Origin of the sequence: Klebsiella michiganensis (assembly GCF_002925905.1) — a bacterium.
Classification (GTDB): Bacteria; Pseudomonadota; Gammaproteobacteria; order Enterobacterales; family Enterobacteriaceae; genus Klebsiella; species Klebsiella michiganensis.
This window is the reverse complement of record NZ_PRDB01000008.1, coordinates 166,628-188,119: the sequence shown is the minus strand read 5'-3', so window position 1 is coordinate 188,119 and position 21,492 is coordinate 166,628. Positions and strand designations below refer to the sequence as shown.

The following is a 21,492-nucleotide window of genomic DNA, read 5'->3' as shown; positions in this document are numbered from 1 at the left end:
CGGACTAAATGAGCCCTCTCAGACATGTTTAATTTTGAAAGACGCGCTTCCCACAGCGCGCTAATACGCTATTGCAAATGAAAATAGTTATCAATAATATTATCAATAAATATTGCGTTTATTAATGCGTTTGTTGATAAATGTCACGATAAACATAGGGTTGAAAAGGAATGCATAAGACAGGAAGTGACGACTGGTGGCAGCATATCTCCGGCCTGCAAATCGAAGCCGTTGAAGGCGCGTATCGGGTAACCTTCTGGTGGCGCGATCCGGCGGGCAACGAAACGTCTTCGGCCATCCAGCGGGTATGGATTTATATCACCGGCGTGACTGACCATCATAAAAATGCCGTACCGCAAACCCTGCGGCGCATTCCCGGTACCGATGCCTGGTGCTGGCAAACCACGCTTTCTCCGACCTGGCGCGGCAGCTATTGCTTTATCCCTTCCGCCCGCGACGACGACTTTTCCCCCCAGCTTTTTAACGGTGACGGCCCGGACCGCGCGCTGCTGCGCGAAGGCTGGCGCAGGCTGCTGCCGCAGGCGATTGCCGACCCGCTCAATCCGCAAAGCTGGAAGGGCGGGCGCGGCCACGCGGTCTCCGCTCTGGAGCTGCCGGACGCCCCCGAACAGCCCGGCTGGGCCCTGCGCGATGAACCTTATCCACCGCCGCTCTGCATCGAATGGCAGAGCCAGCGCCTCGGCAACCGCCGACGGATATGGGTTTACGCCACCGGCGACGCGCAGCCGCAGGCGCGCCCGCTGGCGATCCTGCTGGATGGCCAGTTCTGGGCCGAAAGCATGCCGGTATGGGCGCCGCTGGCGGGCTTAACCCGCGAAAAACGGCTCCCGCCGGCGATTTATCTGCTGATTGACGCGATTGATAATCCGCACCGGGCCGCGGAGCTTCCCTGCAATGAGGCGTTCTGGCTGGCGGTTCAGGAAGAACTGCTGCCAATGGTTCACCGGCTGGCGCCTTTCAGCGATCGCGCCGACCGCACGGTGGTGGCGGGTCAGAGCTTTGGCGGCCTGGCCTCGATGTTCGCCGCGCTCTACTGGCCCCAGCGCTTTGGCTGCGTGCTCAGCCAGTCCGGCTCTTACTGGTGGCCGCATCGCGGCGGCGCGCAGACGGGTCTGCTGATTGACCGCCTGAGCCGCGGCGAATTACATCCGCAAGGGCTACGTATCTGGCTGGAAGCCGGTATTCGCGAGCCGATCATTTTTCGCGCCAACCAGGCGCTACTGGCGCATCTGGAACAGCAGACGATTTTCTGGCGTCAGGTTGACGGCGGGCATGATGCGCTGTGCTGGCGCGGCGGGCTGACCGCCGGGCTTATCCAGCTGTGGCAGCCTTTATGCCGTGATGAGTAACAACGCGCGCTTTACGAGGAATTAGACATGCAATTCAGTAACCCCTTCGACAATCCGCAAGGGCAGTTTTACATCCTGCGCAATGGCCAGCAGCAGTTCAGCCTGTGGCCGCACTCCTGCGCGCTGCCGGAAGGCTGGTCGGTGGAGTGCCCGCCGCAGTCGTTAGCGGCGTGCAATGACTGGCTGGCGGCAAACTGGTCTACCTTGACCCCCGCCCACCATGCATCCTGAGGAGCCCACGATGACCACACGTTTACCGCTGGTTGCGGCGCAGCCGGGGATCTGGATGGCGGAGCGCCTCTCGACGCTGCCCGGCGCCTGGAGCGTCGCCCACTATGTTGAGCTGCGCGGTGATATCGACCCGATACTGCTCGGCCGGGCCATTGTCACCGGGCTGTCGCAGGCCGACACCCTCAGCATGCGTTTTTGCGAAGATAACGGCGAAGCCTGGCAGTGGGTCGATGAACATCGTGCGTTTGCCGAACCGGATTACCGGGATCTGCGTGCCGCGAGCGACCCGCACGCGGCCGCGCTGGCGCTGATGCAGGCCGACCTCGGACAAAACCTGCGGGTGGACGGCGGCAATCCGCTGGTCTGCCATCAGCTGCTGCGGGTGGGCGATAACCGCTGGTACTGGTATCAGCGTTACCACCATTTGCTGGTCGATGGCTTCAGCTTCCCGGCGATTACCCGCCAGATCGCCGCGATCTACCGCGCCTGGCAGCGCGGCGAAGCGACGCCTGATTCCCCGTTTACGCCGTTTGCCGAGGTGGTGGAAGAGTATCAGCGCTACTACGGCAGCGACGCCTGGCAGCGCGACAAACAGTTCTGGCAGGCGCAGCGTCAGGCGCTGCCGGCACCGGCCTCGCTGTCGGACGCGCCGCTGGCGGGAAGGGCGACCAGCAGCGATATCTGGCGCATGAAGCTGGAGGTGGATGCCGGGGTCTTTAGCCGGCTGGCGGCAGGGGCGCCGCAGTGCCAGCGCGCCGATCTGGCGCTGGCGCTGACCGCCCTGTGGCTGGGACGGCTGTGCAGCCGAACGGACTACGCCGCGGGCTTTATTTTTATGCGCCGCATGGGCTCTGCGGCGCTCACCGCTACCGGCCCGGTGCTCAACGTTCTGCCGCTGGCGGTCACTATTGACGCCGGGGAAACGCTGCCGGAGCTGGCCACGCGTCTTGCCGGGCAGCTGAAGAAAATGCGCCGCCATCAGCGCTATGACGCCGAACAGATTGTGCGCGACAGCGGCAGAGCGGCGGGCGATGAACCGCTGTTTGGCCCGGTGCTCAATATTAAAGTCTTCGACTATCAGCTGGATATCGACGGCGTGGAGGCCATTACCCACACCCTGGCCACCGGCCCGGTCAATGACCTGGAGCTGGCGCTCTTCCCGGATGAAGCCGGGGGGCTGTCGCTGGAGGTGCTGGCAAATAAGCAGCGATACGAGGAACGGACGCTGCGTAACCATATCTCCCGACTCTCCGCGCTGCTGGCCCAGTTTGCCGATAATCCGACCCTGCGCTGCGGCGAGGCGAATATGCTGTCGGCGGCGGAAACGGAACAGCTGCGGCAGGTCAACGCGACCGCCATCGACCTGCCGCTCACCACCCTGAGCGCGCTGGTAGCGGAGCAGGCGGCGAAAACCCCGAATGCCCCGGCGCTGGCGGACGGCCGCTGGCAGTTTAGCTACCGCGAGATGCGCCAGCAGGTGGTGGCGCTGGCTGAACAGCTTCGCGCGCGGGGCGTCAAGCCGGGCGATAGCGTCGCGGTCGCGCTGCCGCGTTCGGTATTCCTGACGCTGGCGCTGCACGGTATTGTTGAGGCCGGCGCCGCGTGGCTGCCGCTGGATACCGGCTATCCCGACGATCGTCTGCGGATGATGCTGGAAGACGCCCGGCCGTCGCTGCTGATTACCTCTGAAGATCAGCGGGCGCGCTTTAGCGATATTCCCGGCCTGGAAAGCCTGTGCTACCAGCAGCCGCTGGCGGCGGGCGAGTCCGCACCGCTGGCGCTCTCACGGCCGGAGCATACTGCCTATATCATCTTTACCTCCGGCTCTACCGGGCGACCGAAAGGGGTGATGGTCGGGCAAACCGCCATCGTCAACCGCCTGCTGTGGATGCAGGACCACTATCCGCTCTGCGCTGACGACGTCGTGGCGCAGAAAACGCCGTGCAGCTTTGATGTGTCGGTCTGGGAGTTCTGGTGGCCATTTATCGCCGGCGCGCAGCTGGTGATGGCCGAGCCGGAAGCCCATCGCGATCCGCTGGCGATGCAGCGGTTCTTTGCCCGCTATGGCGTCACCACCACCCACTTTGTGCCGTCGATGCTGGCGGCGTTCGTCGCCTCGCTGGAGGCGGAGAACGTCGGCGCCTGCCAAACCCTGCGCCGGGTATTTTGCAGCGGCGAAGCGCTGCCGACGGCGCTGTGTCGGGAATGGGAGCAGCTGACCGGCGCGCCGCTGCATAACCTGTATGGCCCGACGGAAGCGGCGGTGGACGTTAGCTGGTATCCGGCCTGCGGGCCCGAACTGGCGGCGGTAAGCGGCACCAGCGTGCCGATTGGCTGGCCGGTGTGGAATACCGGGCTGCGCATTCTTGATGCCGCCATGCGCCCGGTGCCGCCGGGCGTGGCGGGGGATCTCTACCTGACCGGCATTCAGCTGGCGCAGGGCTATCTGGGGCGCCCCGATTTGACAGCCAGCCGCTTTATTGCCGACCCTTACGCGCCGGGCGAGCGCATGTACCGCACCGGGGACGTTGCCCGCTGGCTGGATAACGGCGCCGTCGAGTATCTCGGGCGCAGCGACGACCAGCTAAAAATTCGCGGCCAGCGGATTGAGCTGGGCGAGATTGACCGCGCGATGTCCGCGCTGCCGGACGTTGCGCAGGCGGTGGCTCACGCCTGCGTCTTCAATCAGGCGGCGGCAACCGGCGGCGATGCCCGTCAGCTGGTGGGCTACCTGGTTTCTGACTCCGGTCTGCCGCTGGACGCCGTCGCGCTCAAAGCGCGGCTTGGCGAACAGCTGCCGCCGCATATGGTGCCGGTGGTGCTGATACAGCTGCCGGCGCTGCCGCTGAGCGCTAACGGCAAGCTGGATCGTAAAGCGCTGCCGTTACCCACGTTGAGCGGTGAGCGCAGTGGCCGTCCGCCGGAGCCTGGCGTGGAAACCACCGTCGCCACGGCCTTTAGCCAGCTGCTCGGCTGCGAGGTGAACGATATCGACGCCGATTTCTTCGCCCTCGGCGGCCATTCGCTGCTGGCGATGCGCCTGGCGGCGACGCTCGGCCGCGAGCTGGAGCGGCAGGTGACGCCGGGGCAGGTGATGGTCGCGTCTACCGTCGGCAAGCTGAGCGCGCTGCTGGCATCGGACCTCAGCGATGAGCAGGCGCAACGGCTGGGCTTCGACGCTCTCCTGCCGCTGCGCGAGAGCGACGGCCCGACGCTATTTTGCTTCCATCCTGCTTCCGGTTTTGCCTGGCAGTTCAGCGTGCTGGCGCGTTATTTAAGCCCGCGCTGGTCGATCGTCGGCATTCAGTCGCCGCGACCGCAGGGACCGATGGCCACGGCGGCGGATCTGGATGCGGTGTGTGAACATCATCTGCACACCCTGCTGACGCAGCAGCCCCACGGCCCCTATTATCTGCTGGGCTATTCGCTCGGCGGTACCCTGGCGCAGGGGATTGCCGCCCGGTTACGCCAGCGCGGCGAAGCGGTGGCCTTCCTCGGTCTGCTGGATACCTGGCCGCCGGAGACGCAGAACTGGGCGGAGAAAGAGGCGAACGGCCTGGATCCTGAGGTGCTGGCGGAGATCGCCCGTGAACGCGAGGCGTTTCTGGCCGCCCAGCAGGGGCAGGCTTCCGGCGAGCTGTTCAGCGTTATCGAAGGCAACTATGCCGATGCGGTGCGCCTGCTGACCACCGCGCACAGCGCGAAGTTTGACGGTAAGGCGACGCTGTTCGTGGCGGAGAAAACCCGTCAGCCGGGGATGGACCCGCAGGTGGTGTGGGGGCCGTGGGTCGGCGAGCTGGAGGTGTTCAGCCAGGATTGCGCACACGTGGATATTATCTCTCCGCAGGCCTTTGAAGCGATCGGCCCGGTGCTCAGGGAGATATTGGATTAGGGGCAGATGAACTCCCGGGTTGCGGCTAACGCCTTACCCGGGCTACCGTTTGTGCCAGATTGGGTAGCCCGGCGAAGCGCAGCGCGAGCCGGGAAGCATTAGCGCCAATGTATCAGCCCGGCTCATTTACCGGAGGCGGCACCTGACACGGCTGTCCGGGCTACCGGACCGCAGATGGCGGTGAACCTGTAGCCCGGCTAAGCGCAGCGCGAGCCGGGAATCTCTACTTGCGGCCCAGCGGCACCACCAGCGGCGTATGCGCCACCGGATCGTCAATGATCGTACAGCGCAGGCCGTAAATTTCCTCGATCAGCGCCGCATTGACAATCTCCTTCGGCGCGCCCTCGGCGACGATTTTGCCGTCGCGCAGGGCGATCAAGTGGGTCGCGTAGCGGCAGGCCTGGTTCAGATCGTGCAGCACCGCCGCCAGGGTATAGCCCTTCTCCTGATTCAGCTCGCTTAGCAGCTCAAGCAGGTCGATCTGATGGCTGATATCCAGCCAGGTGGTGGGCTCATCGAGCAGCATAATCGCCGTCTCCTGGGCCAGCACCATGGCGATCCACGCCCGCTGGCGCTGGCCGCCGGAGAGCGTATCGACGCTTTGCAGCGCCAGGTCGGTAATGCCGGTGGCCTTCATCGCCCTGCTGACCGCCTCTTCATCCTCTTTGCGCCAGCGGGTAAACAGCGGCTGGTGCGGATAGCGCCCGCGGGCCACCAGCTCCTGAACCGTAATATCTCCCGGCGTAGTGGCGTTCTGCGCCAGCAGGCCGACCCGCTTCGCCACCTCTTTACTGGCGTAACGCTGGATCTGCTCGCCGTCGAGATACACATGACCGGATGTCGGGGTCATCAGGCGGCTCAGGGTACGCAGCAGCGTCGATTTACCGCAGCCGTTAGGGCCAATAATGGCGGTGAAGTGGCCGTCGGGAATGGTGACGCTCAGCGATTCGGCGATGGTTTTTTTGCCGTACGCCAGGGTCAGCTGGTCGCCGCGCAAACGGGAGGTTACAGCGGTCATTTTTTGCGGGACTCCTGAATTAACAACCCGATAAGGTAGATGCCGCCAAGGCTGACGGTCACCACGCCCACCGGTAACTGATAGGGCATAAACAGACGCTGCGCGCAGTAGTCAGACAGCGCCAGCAGCAGGGCGCCGCACAGCGCCGCCTGGGCCAGCCCCCAGCGCGCGGTGCCGCTGAGGCGGCGCGCGATATGCGGCGCCACCAGGGCGATAAACGAAATCGGCCCGGCGAGCGCGGTAGCGGCGGCGGTCAGCACCACCCCGACCAGCATCAGCAGCAGCCGCGAGCGCTCAACCCGCACGCCCAGGGCGCAGGCGGTATCGTCACCCATCTCCAGCAGCCGCATGCGCCGCGCCAGCAGCGCCCCGCAGACCAGCATCAGCAGAATCAGCGGCGCCGAGGGCCAGGTTTTTCCCCAGGTCAAACCGTTAAGCGAACCGGCATACCACAGCCCGGCGGAGAGGGCGGTTTCCAGCGAAGCGCGCAGCAGCAGCCAGGTATTGAATGCCACCAGCATAGCGCGCACGCCGATGCCGATAATAATCAGGCGAAAGGTTTCAATCCCGTTGCGCCACGCCAGCAGCCAGACCGCCAGCGCGGTAAGGATCCCGCCAGCCATGGCCGCCATGGCGATGGCCGCCAGGTTCTGGCCAAACATCACCATCGCTACCAGCACGCCGCTCCAGGCCCCGGTGTTAAACCCCATCACGTCCGGGCTCCCCAGCGGGTTGCGGGTCAGCGACTGGAAAATCGCGCCGCTGACGCCGAGGGCGGCGCCAATCAGCAGCGCCATCAGCACGCGGGGCAGGCGCCACTCGGTCACCACCATGGCGACGTTGCGCGGCGCATCGCCGAGCAGCGCCGAGATAACCTGCTCAACGCTCAATGGCACCAGGCCGGTGCCCAGCCCCCACAGGGAGACCAGCGCGCTGGCGACCAGCAGCAGCAGGCAGCTAAAAATCAGGCGACGAGAAGGCGCAATCACATGCCACCTCCGCGCGGCTGGCGGCGTACCAGCCAGATCAGCACCGGTGCGCCGATAAAGGCGCTGACCACCGAAACCCGCAGTTCGCCGGGCACCAGCAGGCGCCCCAGCACGTCGGCAAACAGCAGCAGGGCAGGGGTAGCCAGCAGGGTCACCGGCAGCGACCAGCGATGATCCGCGCCCACCAGCCAGCGGGCCATATGCGGCATCATCAGGCCGATAAAGGCGATGGGCCCGACCACCGCCGTGGCGCTGCCGCACAGGACGGTAATCGCCAGCAGACCAATAAGCTGAGTACGCGCGACCCGGCTGCCGAGCGCGGTGGCCGTATCGTTGCCGAGGCTCAGGCTGTTTAAGGCCCGGCTCAGCAGCAGCGTCACCAGGCCGGCAATGAGTACCGGGATCAGCACGATTTTCAGTGTTTGCAGGGTGCGCACATCCAGCGAGCCCGCCTGCCAGAAGCGCAGCTGGTCGTAGACGTCAGGGTTAAGCAGGGCGATACCGCTGGAAAGCCCTTCCAGCACCGCCGCCAGGGCGACCCCCGCGAGGGTCAGGCGAACCGGGCTCAGCTGGCCGCCGCCCTGGCTGCCGGTAAAGGCCACCAGCAGCGAGGCGCCGAACGCGCCGCAAAAGGCCATCAGCAGCTGCTCCTGCGGCGAGGAGAGACCAAACAGCGCCGCGCCCAGCACGATAGCGAAGCTGGCGCCGGAGTTGACGCCGAGGATCCCCGGGTCCGCCAGCGGGTTGCGGGTCAGCGTTTGCATCAGCGCCCCGGCCAGGCCCAGCGCGGCGCCGGCCAGCAGCCCGGCGAGGGTTCGCGGCAGTCGTGCATCAAGGACGATGGTGCAATCGGCGCTCTGGCAGGTGCCGGTGAAGGCATCAATGACGACGCTAAACGGCAGGGGTTTGGCGCCGACCAGCAGGCTGAGCGCAACGGCGATGATTAAAACGATTAAAAGACCCGGCACGGCAAAGGCGCGCGCCGCGGTCGTGGAAGACGACATGGCTTACATCCCTGACATGATAATGATAGTAATTATCGTTATCGATTCTATCCGGTTATGTTAGCATGTGCACCCATAAAAATGGTATGGAAAATAATAACAAGGCGCTGTCATGAACCGACAATCCTGGCTGCTGAATCTCAGCTTGCTGAAAACCCACCCGGCCTTTCGCGCCGTCTTTATCGCCCGCTTTATCTCGATCCTGTCGCTTGGCCTGCTGGGCGTGGCGATCCCGGTACAAATCCAACTGATGACCCAATCCACCTGGCAAGTGGGGCTGTCGGTGACCTTAACCGGCGGGTCGATGTTTGTCGGTCTGATGATCGGCGGCGTGCTTGCCGACCGCTATGAGCGTAAACGTCTGATCCTGCTGGCGCGCGGCACCTGCGGGATTGGCTTCGTCGGCCTGTGTCTCAACGCCATGCTGCCGGAGCCGTCGCTCATCGCCATCTATCTGTTGGGCATCTGGGACGGCCTGTTTGCCTCAATCGGCGTGACCGCGCTGCTGGCGGCGACTCCGGCGCTGGTTGGCCGGGAAAACCTGATGCAGGCCGGAGCGATCACCATGCTGACGGTGCGGCTGGGCTCGGTGATTTCGCCGATGATCGGCGGCCTGCTGCTGGCAACCGGCGGCGTGGCCTGGAACTACGGCCTGGCGGCGGCAGGTACCTTTATTACGACGCTGACGCTGCTGCGTTTGCCGCGGCTGGCGCCGCCGCCGCAGCCGCGCGAGCATCCGCTAAAATCGCTGTACGCGGGACTGAAGTTTCTGTTTAACAGCCCGCTTATCGGCGGCATTGCGCTGCTTGGCGGCCTGCTGACCATGGCCAGCGCGGTGCGCGTGCTCTATCCGGCGCTGGCCGGGAGCTGGCAGATGTCGACGTCACAGATTGGCCTGCTGTACGCCGCGATCCCTCTGGGCGCGGCGTTCGGGGCGTTGACCAGCGGACAGCTGGCGCAGACGGCGAGGCCCGGCGTGCTGATGCTGGCGACTACCGTTGGCTCCTTTGTGGCGATTGCGCTGTTCAGCCTGATGCCGGTGTGGGCGCTGGGCGCCCTGTGCCTGGCGCTGTTTGGCTGGCTGAGCGCGATAAGCTCGCTGCTGCAATATACGCTGATTCAGACGCAAACCCCGGAAAATATGCTCGGGCGTATCAACGGGCTGTGGACCGCGCAGAACGTGACCGGCGATGCGATAGGCGCGGCGCTGCTCGGCGGCCTGGGCGCGATTCTGACGCCGGCCGCTTCGGCAAGCGCCAGCGGCTGGGCGCTGGTCATTGTGGGCGTGGTGCTGGTGGGGCTGCTACGCGAGCTGCGCCGCTTTCAGCGCCCGGAGACGGCGAGCGAAAATTAATTCAGCCGGGGTTTCCCGGAGGCGGCGCGCTGCGCCTGTCCGGGCTACCGGCCCGCAGACGGCGGCGGACTCGTAGTCCGGGTAAGCGCAGCGCAGCCGGGGAAGAAGCCGCACCGATGTATTTATCCCCGTACATTCCCGGGTTGCGGCGTAAACGCCTGACCCGGGCTACCGGCCCGCAGACGGCGGTGGACCCGTAGCCCGGGTAAGCGCAGCGCAGCCGGGGAAGAAGCCGCACCGATGTATTTATCCCGACGCATTCCCGGGTTGCGGCGTAAACGCCTGACCCGGGCTACCGGCCCGCAGACGGCGGTGGACCCGTAGCCCGGGTAAGCGCAGCGCGACCCGGGAAGAAGCCGCACCGATGCATTCATCCCGGAGCAACCCAGGCTACCGACCTGCAGTTGCCCGATAGCGCCACCGGGAAAACCGAAAAGAGCGATAATAAAAAGCCCCGGATTGCTCCGGGGCTGGCTATCACTCGTCAGTGACGATTTACGCTTAGTACGCGCCGAGATCGCTCCAGACCTGGAACTGACCGCAGTTCAGATCCGGCTGGTTGCCCTGAGACCACCATTTCACCTGGTAGTTATGGCCTTTCCAGCTCACGATTTCAAAGCTGCCCCAGTTGCTGCCATAGACGGTGCTGGCATTCCACAGCGGGTAAGGCGTGGTTTCGTCAGAAGGAACAGCATCATCATCTGCCGGTTGAGGCGTATCATCGGTGCGATCCTGGTCGTCTGCCGGCTCGTCCTCGGTATCATCGGTCTGAGTCGCAGCGACGACGGAGAGCACAAAGCGCTGCTGCGTTGACGGTTCACCCCAGGTATCGCGCACGAACAGGGTGAAGGTATACTCGGTATCCGCAGCCACTTTCGGCACATCGAACTCAATGACCGCCGCGGTTTTATCGGCGACGTTGATCGCCGCGGGCACGCCCCAGCTAAAGGTCAACTCGTCGTTATCTTCATCAGAAGATTTTTCGCCGGAAAGGCGCACGCGGGAGCCGCCTACCACCATCAGTTCGATAGCGGCTTTCGGCGCATGGTTTACCGACGGTTCAGGCTGGACGGTATCCTCCTCCTCTTCCTCCGGTTCAGCCGGTTCATCCGCCGGGTCGACGTTGATGCCTTCGAAATAGAACGGCTCCATATCGATAACTTCAGACGCCATTTCATAGCCCAGACCTTCACGGGCGGCGTTAACCAGCACGCCGTTGTCCTGGTCGATTGTCCAGGTGAACAGCGCGCCCAGGCCGAGGCTGGCGGCGTATTCGCCCTTGGCTTTCACCGTGCGCGGCGTATCCAGGGACATGAACAGTTTGCTGTCAGGGTTGTAGAGGTAGTCCGCGTCGGCAACCTTGTCGGTGTAAACGTTGAAGCCGTTACGGCCTTTCTGGTTTTCCAGATCCAGGTAGTTATAAATGATGTCGTACCATTCGGTAGTACCCGATTCGAAGGAGCCTGCGGTGGTGCCGGTGCCCGGGCTATAGGTGCCTTTCAGCGGGGACAGGGATTCCAGCTCCGCGTTGCGCCCGTTACGGGTGTAGGCAGCGTAACCAATGTTGATGCGCTCTGCCGGGAAGCCTTCGGACAGCAGATGGCCGACAACGGTATCCACTCCCCAGCCGCCTTCTTCCAGCGCCTTCAGGTTGGTGTGGTGGGTCACGCTCTCCGCCCACGGGGTACCGAAGAAGTCATAGGTCATGACGTTGATACCGTACAGGCCCGCTTTCAGCAGCGCATTGACGTTGGAGTAGCCGAGCGTCTTGACCACCGCCGAGCTGGCAATGGAGATTTTGACGTTGCTCAGGCCTGCGGCGTCCAGCTGCTTACGCAGTTCGCCAATCAGCAGGGCGTAGTTCTCGCCGTCTTCCGGGCCGTACGGGTTGCCAGCGCCTTCGGCGTTCGGATATTCCCAGTCGATATCCACTTCGCTGAACATCGGGAACTGTTTGAACAGTTTTACCACGCCTTTGGCAAAGACCTTACGCGCGGCGTCAGACGCGGCGGTTTCATGGAAACCGTTGCTCATGCTCCAGCCGCCGATGCTCATGGACAGCACCAGGTCGTGGCCCTGCTGCTTCGCTTTGGCCTGCAGATCGCGCAGGCCGCCGAGCAGGCCTTTAGTATTACTCTGGGTCACGGTCTTCGGATCGACATCCCAGCCGCTGACGGTGTGGCCAACGTTAACGTAAGACTGGAAGTCGCCCCACGGGTCGAGGAAGGTGGGCTCGTACTTCACTTTCCCGCACTGATCGGCACCTTCGGCAACCACGTCGCGCCACAGGTTGTCTACTTTGTGGAAGCCGGTCACGCCGACGAAACCGACGATGATTTTGTCGTAGGCGGTAGGAGAAACGTTGGCCAGGTCGTAGCCGCGACCGCGGTTATCTTTTGAATTATCGCCCTGCAGACGACCATCATACTGTGACCAGTCGGTGTAGTAGCCGAAGACTTTGGGTTTGGTGGTGGAGGCTTTGTATTTGTTATAGACCGGTTTAGCGACGCGAGCGGAGGTATAGCTGTATGCGCTCACTTCTGTTGCCGGGTTAAAGCCGTCTGCGGCGTTGCTGGTTTCGGTCAGCGTATCGCCCTTAATCAATTTGCTCGTTGCCACGTTAATTTCCTTCTGTGTTGAATGACCACCTCAAGCGGTGTGGGGCAGATAATCGGGCAACGCGGCGGCCGGGGCTAATCACAAATTAACACCTGAAACGATGATATTTCGGCTGATGGGCGATGAGGGTGATAGGGCGTTAAACGGTGAAAAAGCCTGTTATAACAATGCGATGATATATGAAATGAGGCGCGATGAGATCCCGGCGACCGGCGCCGGGAAGCGTGGCTTACGCAAAGAGGGCCGCTAAGCGCTGCAGCACCAGTACGGCGCTGTAGTAATCCAGGCGGAAGGTTTCCGTCCCCAGCGGATAAACGCGTTTGCCTTCAACGGCGGGCAGATGCACCAGCAGCGGGTTGGCGTTAATCGCGTCGGCGTCCTTTTGGTCGCCGGCAAACAGGAACAGGCTCTGGCCGTTAAGTCCGGCGGCTAAGTTTTCCCCGCCCAGCTGCACGATATCATGCCGTTTTCCCTGGCTCTGGCTGGCATGCAGCCCGCCGGGCAGGTCGGCGAGGGTAAAGCCCAGCTGCTCGAGCAGCTGTCCCTGAGCGGATTCTTTGGTCCAGATATTGGCGCTATGGGCCGCGGCGGTGTAGACCAGCGCGGTGACCGGCTGCGGCGGCAGCTTCATTTTCTCTTTCAGCGCCGCCAGCTTTTTATCAAACTCCGCGATTCTCTCCGCCGCCTGTTTTTCGTGGCCGGTAATCTCCCCCAGTTGGGTCAGCAGGGCCTGCCAGCTTTTATCATCGTAGTTAATGATAAGCGTCGGGGCGATGGTGGAAAGCTGGTCGTAGAGCATCATCGCCGAATCGCCGCCGGTGGCGCTAATCAGAATGAGATCCGGCATTTGCGCCGCGACGGCCTCAGCGCTCGGTTCGCCAATATAGAGGCGCGACAGCTTGCGCGCTTTCGCCACATCGCTCCACTGGCGTAAAAATCCCTGACCGTCGGCGACGCGGTTATTGGGAGTCGTGGCCCCGCTGGCCACCACCGGCGCGTCAATCGCCAGCAGCGAGCCGGTCAGCGTCACGCTGGTGGAAACAATACGCAGCGGCTGGCTTTCCAGCGTATGGGGTCCCCGGCTGTCGGTTATCTGACGCGGCCAGTCTGCCGCCAGCGCTGAGCTAATTCCGAAAATCGCCAGGCCGCTGGCGAGGAGGGTACGGCGGCAAAAGGTGGAGAAATTCACGTATTCGCATCCTGGTTAAGTAGTGATAAATGCTTCTCATTTTCAGCTGTGAGCGGCGTCGATGCAAGCTTAAGTCGCACAACATGCTACCTGTACGGTTGACATAGCGCGCAATACCTTTTAGGTTACCCAACCAAAATATAAATGATAATTATTCGTAATATCTTTATCGTTTTTGGAGGATGATATGGAAACGTCTTTGGCTGAGGAAGTACGGGAGAAAAAAATGACTCTGCCGCCGGAAAGCTTCTTCTTTATGTCGCCGTACCGCAGCTTCACCACCGCTGGCTGCTTTAGCCGATTCTCTCATCCGGCCGCCGACGGCGATAATCCGGACGGGGAGTTTCAGCAAAAAATAGCGGCCTCGTTTAAAGCGGCGCGGGCTGCCGGGATCGCAAAGCCGGTGATGGTCGGCGCCATTCCGTTCGATACCAGCGAGCCTTCCGAGCTGTTTATCCCCGCGAGCTGGACAGCGTTCTCCCGCACTGAAAAGCAGCACTCCGCGCGCTATGCGTCCGGGCAGCAGCCGATGGACGTGGTGCAGCGCCGGGAGATCCCCGAACAGGACACCTTCATGGCAATGGTGGCGCGCGCGGCGGCCCTCACCGCGACGCCGGAAGTGGACAAAGTGGTCCTCTCGCGCCTGATTGATATCACCACCCGCGAACGGGTGGATAGCGGGGTGCTGCTCGAGCGCCTGATCGCCCAGAACCCGGCCAGCTATAACTTCCACGTGCCGCTCTCGGACGGCGGCGTGCTGCTGGGCGCCAGCCCGGAGCTGCTGCTGCGTAAAGAAGGCGCGCATTTCAGCTCTCTGCCGCTGGCCGGTTCGGCCCGTCGCCAGCCGGACGATGTGCTGGACCGCGAAGCGGGGCACAGGCTGCTGGCATCGGAAAAAGACCGCCACGAACATGAGCTGGTGACCCAGGCGATGAAGGCCGTATTAGCGCCGCGCAGCAGCGAACTCTCCCTGCCGGACTCTCCGCAGCTGATCACCACGCCGACCCTGTGGCATCTGGCGACGCAGATTCAGGGCACCGCGCTGGCAAATGAGAACGCCATGTCGCTGGCCTGCCTGCTGCACCCGACGCCGGCGCTGAGCGGCTTCCCGCATCAGGCGGCGAAACGCCTGATTAACGAACTGGAGCCGTTCGACCGTCAGCTGTTCGGCGGCATCGTCGGCTGGTGCGATGATGAAGGCAACGGCGAGTGGGTGGTGACCATCCGCTGCGCGCGCCTGCAGCAGCGCACCCTGCGGCTATTTGCTGGCGCAGGTATCGTCCCGGCCTCTTCGCCGCTAGGCGAGTGGCGCGAAACCGGCGTCAAACTGACCACCATGCTGAACGTATTCGGCTTGCAATAAGGGACTATGATGATCGAATTTACCCGCTGGCCGGAAGAGTTTGCGGCCCGCTATCGGCAAAAAGGTTACTGGCAGGATCTGCCGCTAACCCATCTGATTACCCGTCATGCGGAAAACGACGCTCCCGCGATTATCGACGGCGACAAAAGCTACAGCTACCGTGAATTCAACCGCCTGGTGGATAACCTCGCCTCCTCGCTGCAGCGTCAGGGCCTGAAGCGCGGCGAAACGGCGCTGGTGCAGCTGGGCAACGTTGCGGAATTTTATATCACCTTCTTCGCGCTGCTGCGTATCGGCGTTGCGCCGGTCAACGCGCTGTTCAGCCACCAGCGTAGCGAGCTGAACGCCTACGCCGCGCAGATTGAACCCGCTTTGCTGATTGCCGACCGCGAACACGCGCTGTTTGCCGATGATGATTTTCTTAACGCTTTTGTCGCCCAGCATGCGTCGGTACGCGTGGCCCTGCTGCTGAACGACGGCGGCGAACGCAGCCTGGCGGCGGCCATCGCGCGGCCTGACGATAATTTCGTCGCGCATCCGACGCCCGCTGACGAAGTGGCCTTTTTCCAGCTCTCCGGCGGCAGCACCGGTACGCCGAAGCTCATTCCGCGTACTCATAACGACTACGAATACAGCATTCGCCGCAGCAACCAGCTGTGCGGCGTAAGCGCCGAAACGCGCTATCTGAACGCGCTTCCCGCCGCCCACAACTACGCGATGAGCTCGCCGGGTTCACTCGGCGTCTTCCTCGCCGGCGGCGTGGTGGTGCTGGCGCACGACCCGAGCGCCACCCTCTGCTTCCCGCTGATCGAAAAGCACCAGATTAACCTGACCTCGCTGGTTCCGCCGGCGGTAAGCCTGTGGTTACAGGAGATCCATGAGTCCGGCAGCAATGCCCGTCTGCAGTCGCTGCGGCTGCTGCAGGTAGGTGGGGCGCGCCTGTCCGCGACCCTCGCCGCGCGTATTCCGGCGGAAATCGGCTGTCAGCTCCAGCAGGTCTTCGGCATGGCGGAGGGGCTGGTGAACTATACCCGCCTCAACGACAGCCCCGAGCGCATTATCAATACCCAGGGCTGCCCGATGTGTCCTGATGACGAAGTGTGGGTGGCCGATGCGCAGGGTAATCCGCTGCCGCGCGGCGAAGTCGGGCGCCTGATGACCCGTGGCCCTTATACCTTCCGCGGGTACTACAAGAGCCCGCAGCATAATGCCGAGGCCTTTGATGCCGATGGTTTCTACTGCTCTGGCGATCTGATCTCGATCGATGAAGATGGCTATATCACCGTGCAGGGGCGGGAAAAAGATCAGATCAACCGCGGCGGCGAGAAGATCGCGGCGGAAGAGATCGAAAACCTGCTGCTGCGCCATCCGGCGGTGATCCACGTCGCGCTGGTCAGCATGGAAGATAGCCTGCTGGGGGAAAAGAGCTGCGCATATCTGGTGGTAAAAGAGCCTCTGCGCGCGGTGGCGGTACGCCGCTTCCTGCGGGAACAAGGGGTCGCAGAATTTAAACTGCCGGACCGCGTGGAGTGCGTTGATGCGCTGCCGCTGACGCCGGTGGGCAAAGTCGATAAAAAACAATTACGTCAGTGGCTGGCTGAACGCAAGCTGGGCTGAAGGAGAAGACAGAATGGCAATCCCAAAATTACAGGCTTACGCGCTGCCGGAAGCCAGCGATATCCCGGCGAATAAAGTGAACTGGGCATTTGAGCCGTCCCGTGCCGCGCTGTTGATCCACGATATGCAGGAGTATTTCCTTAACTTCTGGGGCGAAAACAGCGCGATGATGGAGAAAGTGGTGGCCAACATCGCCGCCCTGCGCGAGTTCTGCAAACAGAACCATATTCCGGTTTTTTACACCGCCCAGCCGAAAGAGCAGAGCGATGAAGACCGCGCGCTGCTGAACGACATGTGGGGGCCGGGCCTGACCCGTTCGCCGGAACAGCAGCAGGTGATTGCCGCGCTTGCGCCGGACGACAACGACACCGTGCTGGTGAAGTGGCGCTACAGCGCGTTTCATCGCTCGCCGCTGGAGGAGATGCTGAAAGAGGCGGGGCGCGATCAGCTAATCATCACCGGCGTATATGCCCATATCGGCTGCATGACCACTGCGACCGATGCGTTTATGCGCGATATTAAGCCGTTCTTCGTTGCCGACGCGCTGGCCGATTTCAGCCGCGAGGAGCACCTGATGGCGCTCAACTACGTGGCGGGTCGCTCCGGTCGAGTGGTGATGACCGAAGAGCTGCTGCCGCTGCCGGCATCGAAAGCGGCGCTGCGGGCGCTGGTGCTGCCGCTGCTGGATGAATCCGACGAACCGATGGATGACGAAAACCTGATCGACTACGGCCTGGATTCGGTACGCATGATGGCGCTCGCCGCCCGCTGGCGTAAAGTGCACGGCGATATCGACTTCGTGGTGCTGGCGAAAAATCCGACCATTGATGCCTGGTGGGCGCTGCTTTCCCGCGAGGTGAAATAATGAACGGGCTCGATTTTCACGGCCGGACCGTGTGGATCACCGGCGCGGGCAAGGGGATCGGCTACGCCACCGCCCTGGCGTTCGTTGAGGCCGGCGCGCAGGTAACCGGGTTTGATTTGGCGTTCGACGGCGAAAGCTACCCGTTCGCCACCGAGACGCTGGACGTTGCCGACGCGCAGCAGGTGGCGCAGACGTGCGGCCGCCTGCTGGCAGGGATCGCGCGGCTGGATGTGCTGGTCAATGCCGCCGGTATTTTGCGGATGGGGGCGACCGATGCGCTGAGCCAGGAAGATTGGCAGCAGACCTTTGCCGTTAACGTTGGCGGGGCGTTTAACCTGTTCCAGCAGACGATGGCGCAGTTCCGCCGCCAAAAAGGCGGGGCGATTGTGACCGTGGCGTCCGACGCTGCGCATACGCCGCGCATTGGCATGAGCGCCTACGGCGCATCAAAGGCGGCGCTGAAGAGCCTGGCGCTGACCGTCGGGCTGGAGCTGGCGGGCAGCGGCGTACGCTGTAATCTGGTTTCTCCTGGCTCTACCGATACCGATATGCAGCGGACGCTGTGGGTGAGCGATGACGCTGAGCAGCAGCGCATTCGCGGCTTCGGCGAGCAGTTTAAGCTGGGCATTCCGCTGGGCAAAATCGCCCGCCCGCAGGAGATTGCCAATACCATTCTGTTCCTCGCCTCCGACCACGCCAGCCATATCACGCTGCAGGATATCGTGGTGGACGGCGGCTCGACGCTGGGGGCATAAATGGCCTGGAAACGTCAGCTGACGCTGGATGAACTCAACGCGACCAGCGTCAATACGATGGTGGCGCATCTGGGCATCGTTTATACCCGGCTTGAGGAGGGCGTGCTGGAAGCGGAAATGCCGGTCGACGCGCGAACCCATCAGCCGTTCGGGCTGCTGCACGGCGGCGCCTCCGCGGCGCTGGCGGAAACCCTGGGCTCGATGGCCGGGTGGCTGATGACCGAAGAGGGGCAGTGCGTAGTGGGGACCGAGCTCAATGCCACCCATCACCGGGCGGTCTCCAGCGGCAAAGTCCGCGGCGAATGCCGGGCGCTGCACCTGGGGCGTCAGGGCCAGAGCTGGGAAATTGCGGTGTTCGACGAGCGGGGACGACGCTGCTGCACCTGCCGTCTGGGCACGGCGGTCCTCGGCTGAGGCATAGCCTGTTCCCGGGTCGCGCTGCGCTTACCCGGGCTACGGGTTCATCATCGTCTGCGGGCCGGTAGCCCGGGTAAGACGTTTACGCCGCAACCCGGGGATACGCCGGGATGAATGCATCGGTGCGGCTTCTTCCCGGGTCGCGCTGCGCTTACCCGGGCTACGGGTTCATCATCGTCTGCGGGCCGGTAGCCCGGGTAAGGCGTTTACGCCGCAACCCGGGGATACGCCGGGATGAATGCATCGGTGCGGCTTCTTCCCGGGTCGCGCTGCGCTTACCCGGGCTACGGGTTCACCATCGTCTGCGGACCGGTAGCCCGGGTAAGGCGTTTACGCCGCAACCCGGGGATACGCCGGGATGAATGTATCGGTGCGGCTTCTTCCCGGGTCGCGCTGCGCTTACCCGGGCTACGGGTTCATCATCGTCTGCGGACCTGTAGCCCGGACAGGCGCGTCAAGCGCCGCCTCCGGGGAAGCAGGATGCGATGCAGTGACAGATTATCCCTCCCCGTTTTCATCCATTTTCCTGCCAGAAGTGATCTCGCTTGCAATGTGAGATAAATCCTTGCCGTCAGGCGACATCTGCAACGTTTCAAAGTTGTTAAAACTTCCATTGTGTTCTAGAAACAACTTGTAACATCCTGATTACCCTACCTGTGGAACACAATGATGAATAATTCAGGGAAATACCTCATCTGGACACTGCTCTCCGTTATCGGAGCCTTTGCCCTGGGCTATATCGCGCTAAACCGGGGTGAACAGATTAACGCGCTGTGGATTGTCGTCGCGGCAGTCTGCGTCTATCTGATCGCCTATCGCTTTTACGGCCTGTATATCGCTAAAAACGTGCTGGCGGTCGACCCGACGCGCATGACTCCGGCGGTGCGTCACAACGACGGCCTCGACTACGTTCCAACCGATAAGAAAGTGCTGTTCGGTCACCATTTTGCGGCCATTGCCGGCGCGGGGCCGCTGGTTGGTCCGGTGCTGGCGGCGCAGATGGGCTATTTGCCGGGAATGATCTGGATCCTCGCGGGCGTGGTGCTGGCCGGAGCGGTACAGGACTTTATGGTGCTGTTCGTCTCCACCCGTCGCGACGGACGTTCGCTCGGCGAGCTGGTGAAAGAGGAGATGGGCCCGACCGCCGGCGTACTGGCGCTGGTGGCCTGCTTTATGATCATGGTGATTATCCTCGCGGTACTGGCGATGATCGTGGTGAAAGCGCTGACCCACAGCCCGTGGGGCACTTACACCGTGGCCTTTACCATCCCGCTGGCGATTTTCATGGGGATCTATATTCGCTATCTGCGCCCCGGGCGCATTGGCGAGGTGTCGGTGATTGGCCTGGTGATGCTGGTGTTCGCCATCATTTCCGGCGGCTGGGTGGCGGAAAGCCCGACCTGGGCGCCGTGGTTTGACTACACCGGCGTACAGCTCACCTGGATTCTGGTGGGCTACGGGTTTATCGCCGCGGTGCTGCCGGTCTGGCTGCTGCTGGCGCCTCGCGACTACCTCTCCACCTTCCTGAAAATCGGCACCATCGTCGGTCTGGCGATTGGTATTCTGATTATGCGTCCGACGCTGACGATGCCGGCGCTGACCAAATTTATCGATGGCACCGGGCCAGTATGGAGCGGCAGCCTGTTCCCGTTCCTGTTTATCACCATCGCCTGCGGCGCGGTTTCCGGCTTCCATGCCCTGATTGCCTCCGGCACGACGCCGAAGATGCTGGCTAATGAAGGCCAGGCCTGCTTTATCGGCTACGGCGGCATGCTGATGGAGTCCTTCGTGGCGATTATGGCGCTGGTGGCGGCCTGTATTATCGACCCGGGCGTCTACTTCGCGATGAACAGCCCAATGGCGGTGCTGGCCCCGGCGGGCGTGACCGATGTGGTAGCGTCGGCGGCGCAGGTGGTGAGCAGCTGGGGCTTTACCGTAACCCCGGATACGCTTAATCAGATTGCGAACGAAGTGGGGGAACAGTCGATTATCTCCCGTGCGGGCGGCGCGCCGACGCTGGCGGTGGGCATGGCCTATATTCTGCACGGTTCGCTGGGCGGCCTGATGGACGTCTCCTTCTGGTATCACTTCGCGATTCTGTTCGAGGCGCTGTTTATCCTGACCGCGGTGGATGCCGGCACGCGCGCGGCGCGCTTTATGCTGCAGGATCTGCTCGGGGTGATCAGCCCGGGCCTGAAGCAAACCAGCTCGCTGCCGGCGAACCTTCTCGCCACGGCGCTGTGCGTGCTGGCTTGGGGCTACTTTCTGCATCAGGGCGTGGTTGACCCGCTTGGCGGCATCAACACGCTGTGGCCGCTGTTTGGTATTGCCAACCAGATGCTGGCGGGGATGGCGCTGATGCTCTGCGCGGTGGTACTGTTTAAGATGAAGCGCCAGCGCTATGCCTGGGTCGCGCTGCTGCCGACCTCCTGGCTGCTGATCTGTACGCTGACCGCGGGCTGGCAGAAGTCGTTCAGCACCGATACCAAAGTGGGCTTCCTGGCGATTGCCAACAAGTTCCAGGCGATGATTGACAGCGGCAATATTCCGCCGCAGTACACCGAGTCGCAGCTGGCGCAGCTGGTGTTTAACAACCGTCTGGATGCCGGGCTGACCATCTTCTTTATGGTGGTGGTGGTCGTGCTGGCGCTGTTCTCGATTAAGACCGCGCTGGCGGCGCTGAAAGAGGACAAACCGACGGCGAAAGAGACCCCTTACCAGGCGATGCCTGCTGATGCTGATAGCCTGGTGACCCAGGCGAAACGCGCCCACTAAGCCATGACGTTATCGCCCTCTTTTGCGAGAAGGG

The 21,492-nt window shown here is 62.8% G+C and carries 16 protein-coding genes; 11 read left to right on the top strand and 5 right to left on the bottom strand.

The features are described from left to right. Nucleotides 1-170: 170 nt before the first annotated feature. From fes to entF, 3 genes are read left to right on the top strand one after another with little or no spacing between them, the layout of a single operon-like run. Nucleotides 171-1,370: an enterochelin esterase gene (gene fes, locus CDA56_RS17965; RefSeq protein ID WP_104011386.1), complete on the top strand. Its 1,200-nt coding sequence runs from the start codon at nucleotides 171-173 to the stop codon at nucleotides 1,368-1,370. A 27-nt stretch (nucleotides 1,371-1,397) separates the two neighbouring features. Further along, a complete protein-coding gene (locus tag CDA56_RS17960) occupies nucleotides 1,398-1,601 on the top strand; it encodes an MbtH family protein (protein WP_025107039.1) in 204 nt (67 codons plus the stop codon). Between the two features lie 10 nt (nucleotides 1,602-1,611). Then, nucleotides 1,612-5,493 (top strand): enterobactin non-ribosomal peptide synthetase EntF, encoded by a 3,882-nt coding sequence (entF, locus tag CDA56_RS17955; RefSeq protein WP_102803114.1) that lies wholly within the window; start codon nucleotides 1,612-1,614, stop codon nucleotides 5,491-5,493. 223 nt (nucleotides 5,494-5,716) lie between these two features. Here entF and fepC read toward each other — a convergent pair whose 3' ends face one another. From fepC to fepD, 3 genes are read right to left on the bottom strand one after another with little or no spacing between them, the layout of a single operon-like run. Further along, nucleotides 5,717-6,511, bottom strand: coding sequence for an iron-enterobactin ABC transporter ATP-binding protein (fepC, locus tag CDA56_RS17950; RefSeq protein WP_025107037.1), 795 nt, complete (start codon nucleotides 6,509-6,511; stop codon nucleotides 5,717-5,719). Continuing rightward, nucleotides 6,508-7,500, bottom strand: a complete 993-nt coding sequence (fepG, locus tag CDA56_RS17945) for an iron-enterobactin ABC transporter permease (protein WP_009653197.1) — start codon at nucleotides 7,498-7,500, stop codon at nucleotides 6,508-6,510. Before fepG ends, fepC begins: the two co-directional genes overlap by 4 nt. Continuing rightward, on the bottom strand, nucleotides 7,497-8,504 hold the full coding sequence (gene fepD, locus CDA56_RS17940) for a Fe(3+)-siderophore ABC transporter permease (RefSeq protein WP_014228353.1): 1,008 nt from the start codon (nucleotides 8,502-8,504) through the stop codon (nucleotides 7,497-7,499). The genes fepG and fepD overlap by 4 nt, the downstream gene beginning before the upstream one ends. Nucleotides 8,505-8,616: 112 nt before the next feature. Between fepD and entS the strand changes: the two genes are divergently transcribed. Continuing rightward, a complete protein-coding gene (entS, locus tag CDA56_RS17935; protein WP_102803115.1) occupies nucleotides 8,617-9,858 on the top strand; it encodes an enterobactin transporter EntS in 1,242 nt (413 codons plus the stop codon). A gap of 501 nt (nucleotides 9,859-10,359) precedes the next feature. Here the strand turns inward: entS and CDA56_RS17930 are convergent. Both CDA56_RS17930 and fepB read right to left on the bottom strand, forming a co-directional pair. Next, nucleotides 10,360-12,477 carry a glycoside hydrolase family 18 protein gene (locus CDA56_RS17930; RefSeq protein WP_104011385.1) on the bottom strand — a complete coding sequence of 706 codons (2,118 nt, stop codon included), beginning with the start codon at nucleotides 12,475-12,477 and terminating at the stop codon, nucleotides 10,360-10,362. Nucleotides 12,478-12,706: 229 nt separating this feature from the next. Beyond that, on the bottom strand, nucleotides 12,707-13,666 hold the full coding sequence (fepB, locus tag CDA56_RS17925; RefSeq protein ID WP_025108240.1) for a Fe2+-enterobactin ABC transporter substrate-binding protein: 960 nt from the start codon (nucleotides 13,664-13,666) through the stop codon (nucleotides 12,707-12,709). Between the two features lie 187 nt (nucleotides 13,667-13,853). On the opposite strand from fepB, the gene entC reads away from it, so the two are divergent. From entC to cstA, 7 genes are all read left to right on the top strand, one after another. Next, nucleotides 13,854-15,029 carry an isochorismate synthase EntC gene (entC, locus tag CDA56_RS17920; protein ID WP_103815554.1) on the top strand — a complete coding sequence of 392 codons (1,176 nt, stop codon included), beginning with the start codon at nucleotides 13,854-13,856 and terminating at the stop codon, nucleotides 15,027-15,029. 9 nt (nucleotides 15,030-15,038) lie between these two features. Then, nucleotides 15,039-16,646 carry a (2,3-dihydroxybenzoyl)adenylate synthase EntE gene (gene entE / locus CDA56_RS17915; protein ID WP_025108238.1) on the top strand — a complete coding sequence of 536 codons (1,608 nt, stop codon included), beginning with the start codon at nucleotides 15,039-15,041 and terminating at the stop codon, nucleotides 16,644-16,646. A 13-nt stretch (nucleotides 16,647-16,659) separates the two neighbouring features. Then, a complete protein-coding gene (entB, locus tag CDA56_RS17910; RefSeq protein WP_025108237.1) occupies nucleotides 16,660-17,511 on the top strand; it encodes an enterobactin biosynthesis bifunctional isochorismatase/aryl carrier protein EntB in 852 nt (283 codons plus the stop codon). After that, the gene (entA, locus tag CDA56_RS17905; protein ID WP_014837779.1) at nucleotides 17,511-18,266 is read left to right on the top strand and encodes a 2,3-dihydro-2,3-dihydroxybenzoate dehydrogenase EntA; all 756 of its coding nucleotides are present in this window, start codon (nucleotides 17,511-17,513) and stop codon (nucleotides 18,264-18,266) included. The genes entB and entA overlap by 1 nt, the downstream gene beginning before the upstream one ends. Beyond that, the gene (gene entH / locus CDA56_RS17900) at nucleotides 18,267-18,680 is read left to right on the top strand and encodes a proofreading thioesterase EntH (RefSeq protein WP_004848685.1); all 414 of its coding nucleotides are present in this window, start codon (nucleotides 18,267-18,269) and stop codon (nucleotides 18,678-18,680) included. It begins immediately after the preceding gene. Nucleotides 18,681-18,793: 113 nt separating this feature from the next. Next, nucleotides 18,794-19,045, top strand: a complete 252-nt coding sequence (locus CDA56_RS17895; RefSeq protein ID WP_103815552.1) for a hypothetical protein — start codon at nucleotides 18,794-18,796, stop codon at nucleotides 19,043-19,045. A gap of 307 nt (nucleotides 19,046-19,352) precedes the next feature. Next, a complete protein-coding gene (gene cstA / locus CDA56_RS17885; protein ID WP_025108508.1) occupies nucleotides 19,353-21,458 on the top strand; it encodes a pyruvate/proton symporter CstA in 2,106 nt (701 codons plus the stop codon). Nucleotides 21,459-21,492: the final 34 nt, after the last annotated feature.

Bases quoted from the DNA above. Each gene is read 5' to 3' on its own strand.
- fes (WP_104011386.1), top strand. From the start codon at position 171: ATGCATAAGACAGGAAGTGACGACTGGTGGCAGCATATCTCCGGCCTG.
- entE (WP_025108238.1), top strand. From the start codon at position 15,039: ATGATCGAATTTACCCGCTGGCCGGAAGAGTTTGCGGCCCGCTATCGG.
- entA (WP_014837779.1), top strand. From the start codon at position 17,511: ATGAACGGGCTCGATTTTCACGGCCGGACCGTGTGGATCACCGGCGCG.
- fepD (WP_014228353.1), bottom strand. From the start codon at position 8,504: ATGTCGTCTTCCACGACCGCGGCGCGCGCCTTTGCCGTGCCGGGTCTT.
- cstA (WP_025108508.1), top strand. From the start codon at position 19,353: ATGAATAATTCAGGGAAATACCTCATCTGGACACTGCTCTCCGTTATC.
- entF (WP_102803114.1), top strand. From the start codon at position 1,612: ATGACCACACGTTTACCGCTGGTTGCGGCGCAGCCGGGGATCTGGATG.
- entH (WP_004848685.1), top strand. From the start codon at position 18,267: ATGGCCTGGAAACGTCAGCTGACGCTGGATGAACTCAACGCGACCAGC.
- entS (WP_102803115.1), top strand. From the start codon at position 8,617: ATGAACCGACAATCCTGGCTGCTGAATCTCAGCTTGCTGAAAACCCAC.
- entB (WP_025108237.1), top strand. From the start codon at position 16,660: ATGGCAATCCCAAAATTACAGGCTTACGCGCTGCCGGAAGCCAGCGAT.
- CDA56_RS17895 (WP_103815552.1), top strand. From the start codon at position 18,794: ATGAATGCATCGGTGCGGCTTCTTCCCGGGTCGCGCTGCGCTTACCCG.
- CDA56_RS17960 (WP_025107039.1), top strand. From the start codon at position 1,398: ATGCAATTCAGTAACCCCTTCGACAATCCGCAAGGGCAGTTTTACATC.
- fepC (WP_025107037.1), bottom strand. From the start codon at position 6,511: ATGACCGCTGTAACCTCCCGTTTGCGCGGCGACCAGCTGACCCTGGCG.
- entC (WP_103815554.1), top strand. From the start codon at position 13,854: ATGGAAACGTCTTTGGCTGAGGAAGTACGGGAGAAAAAAATGACTCTG.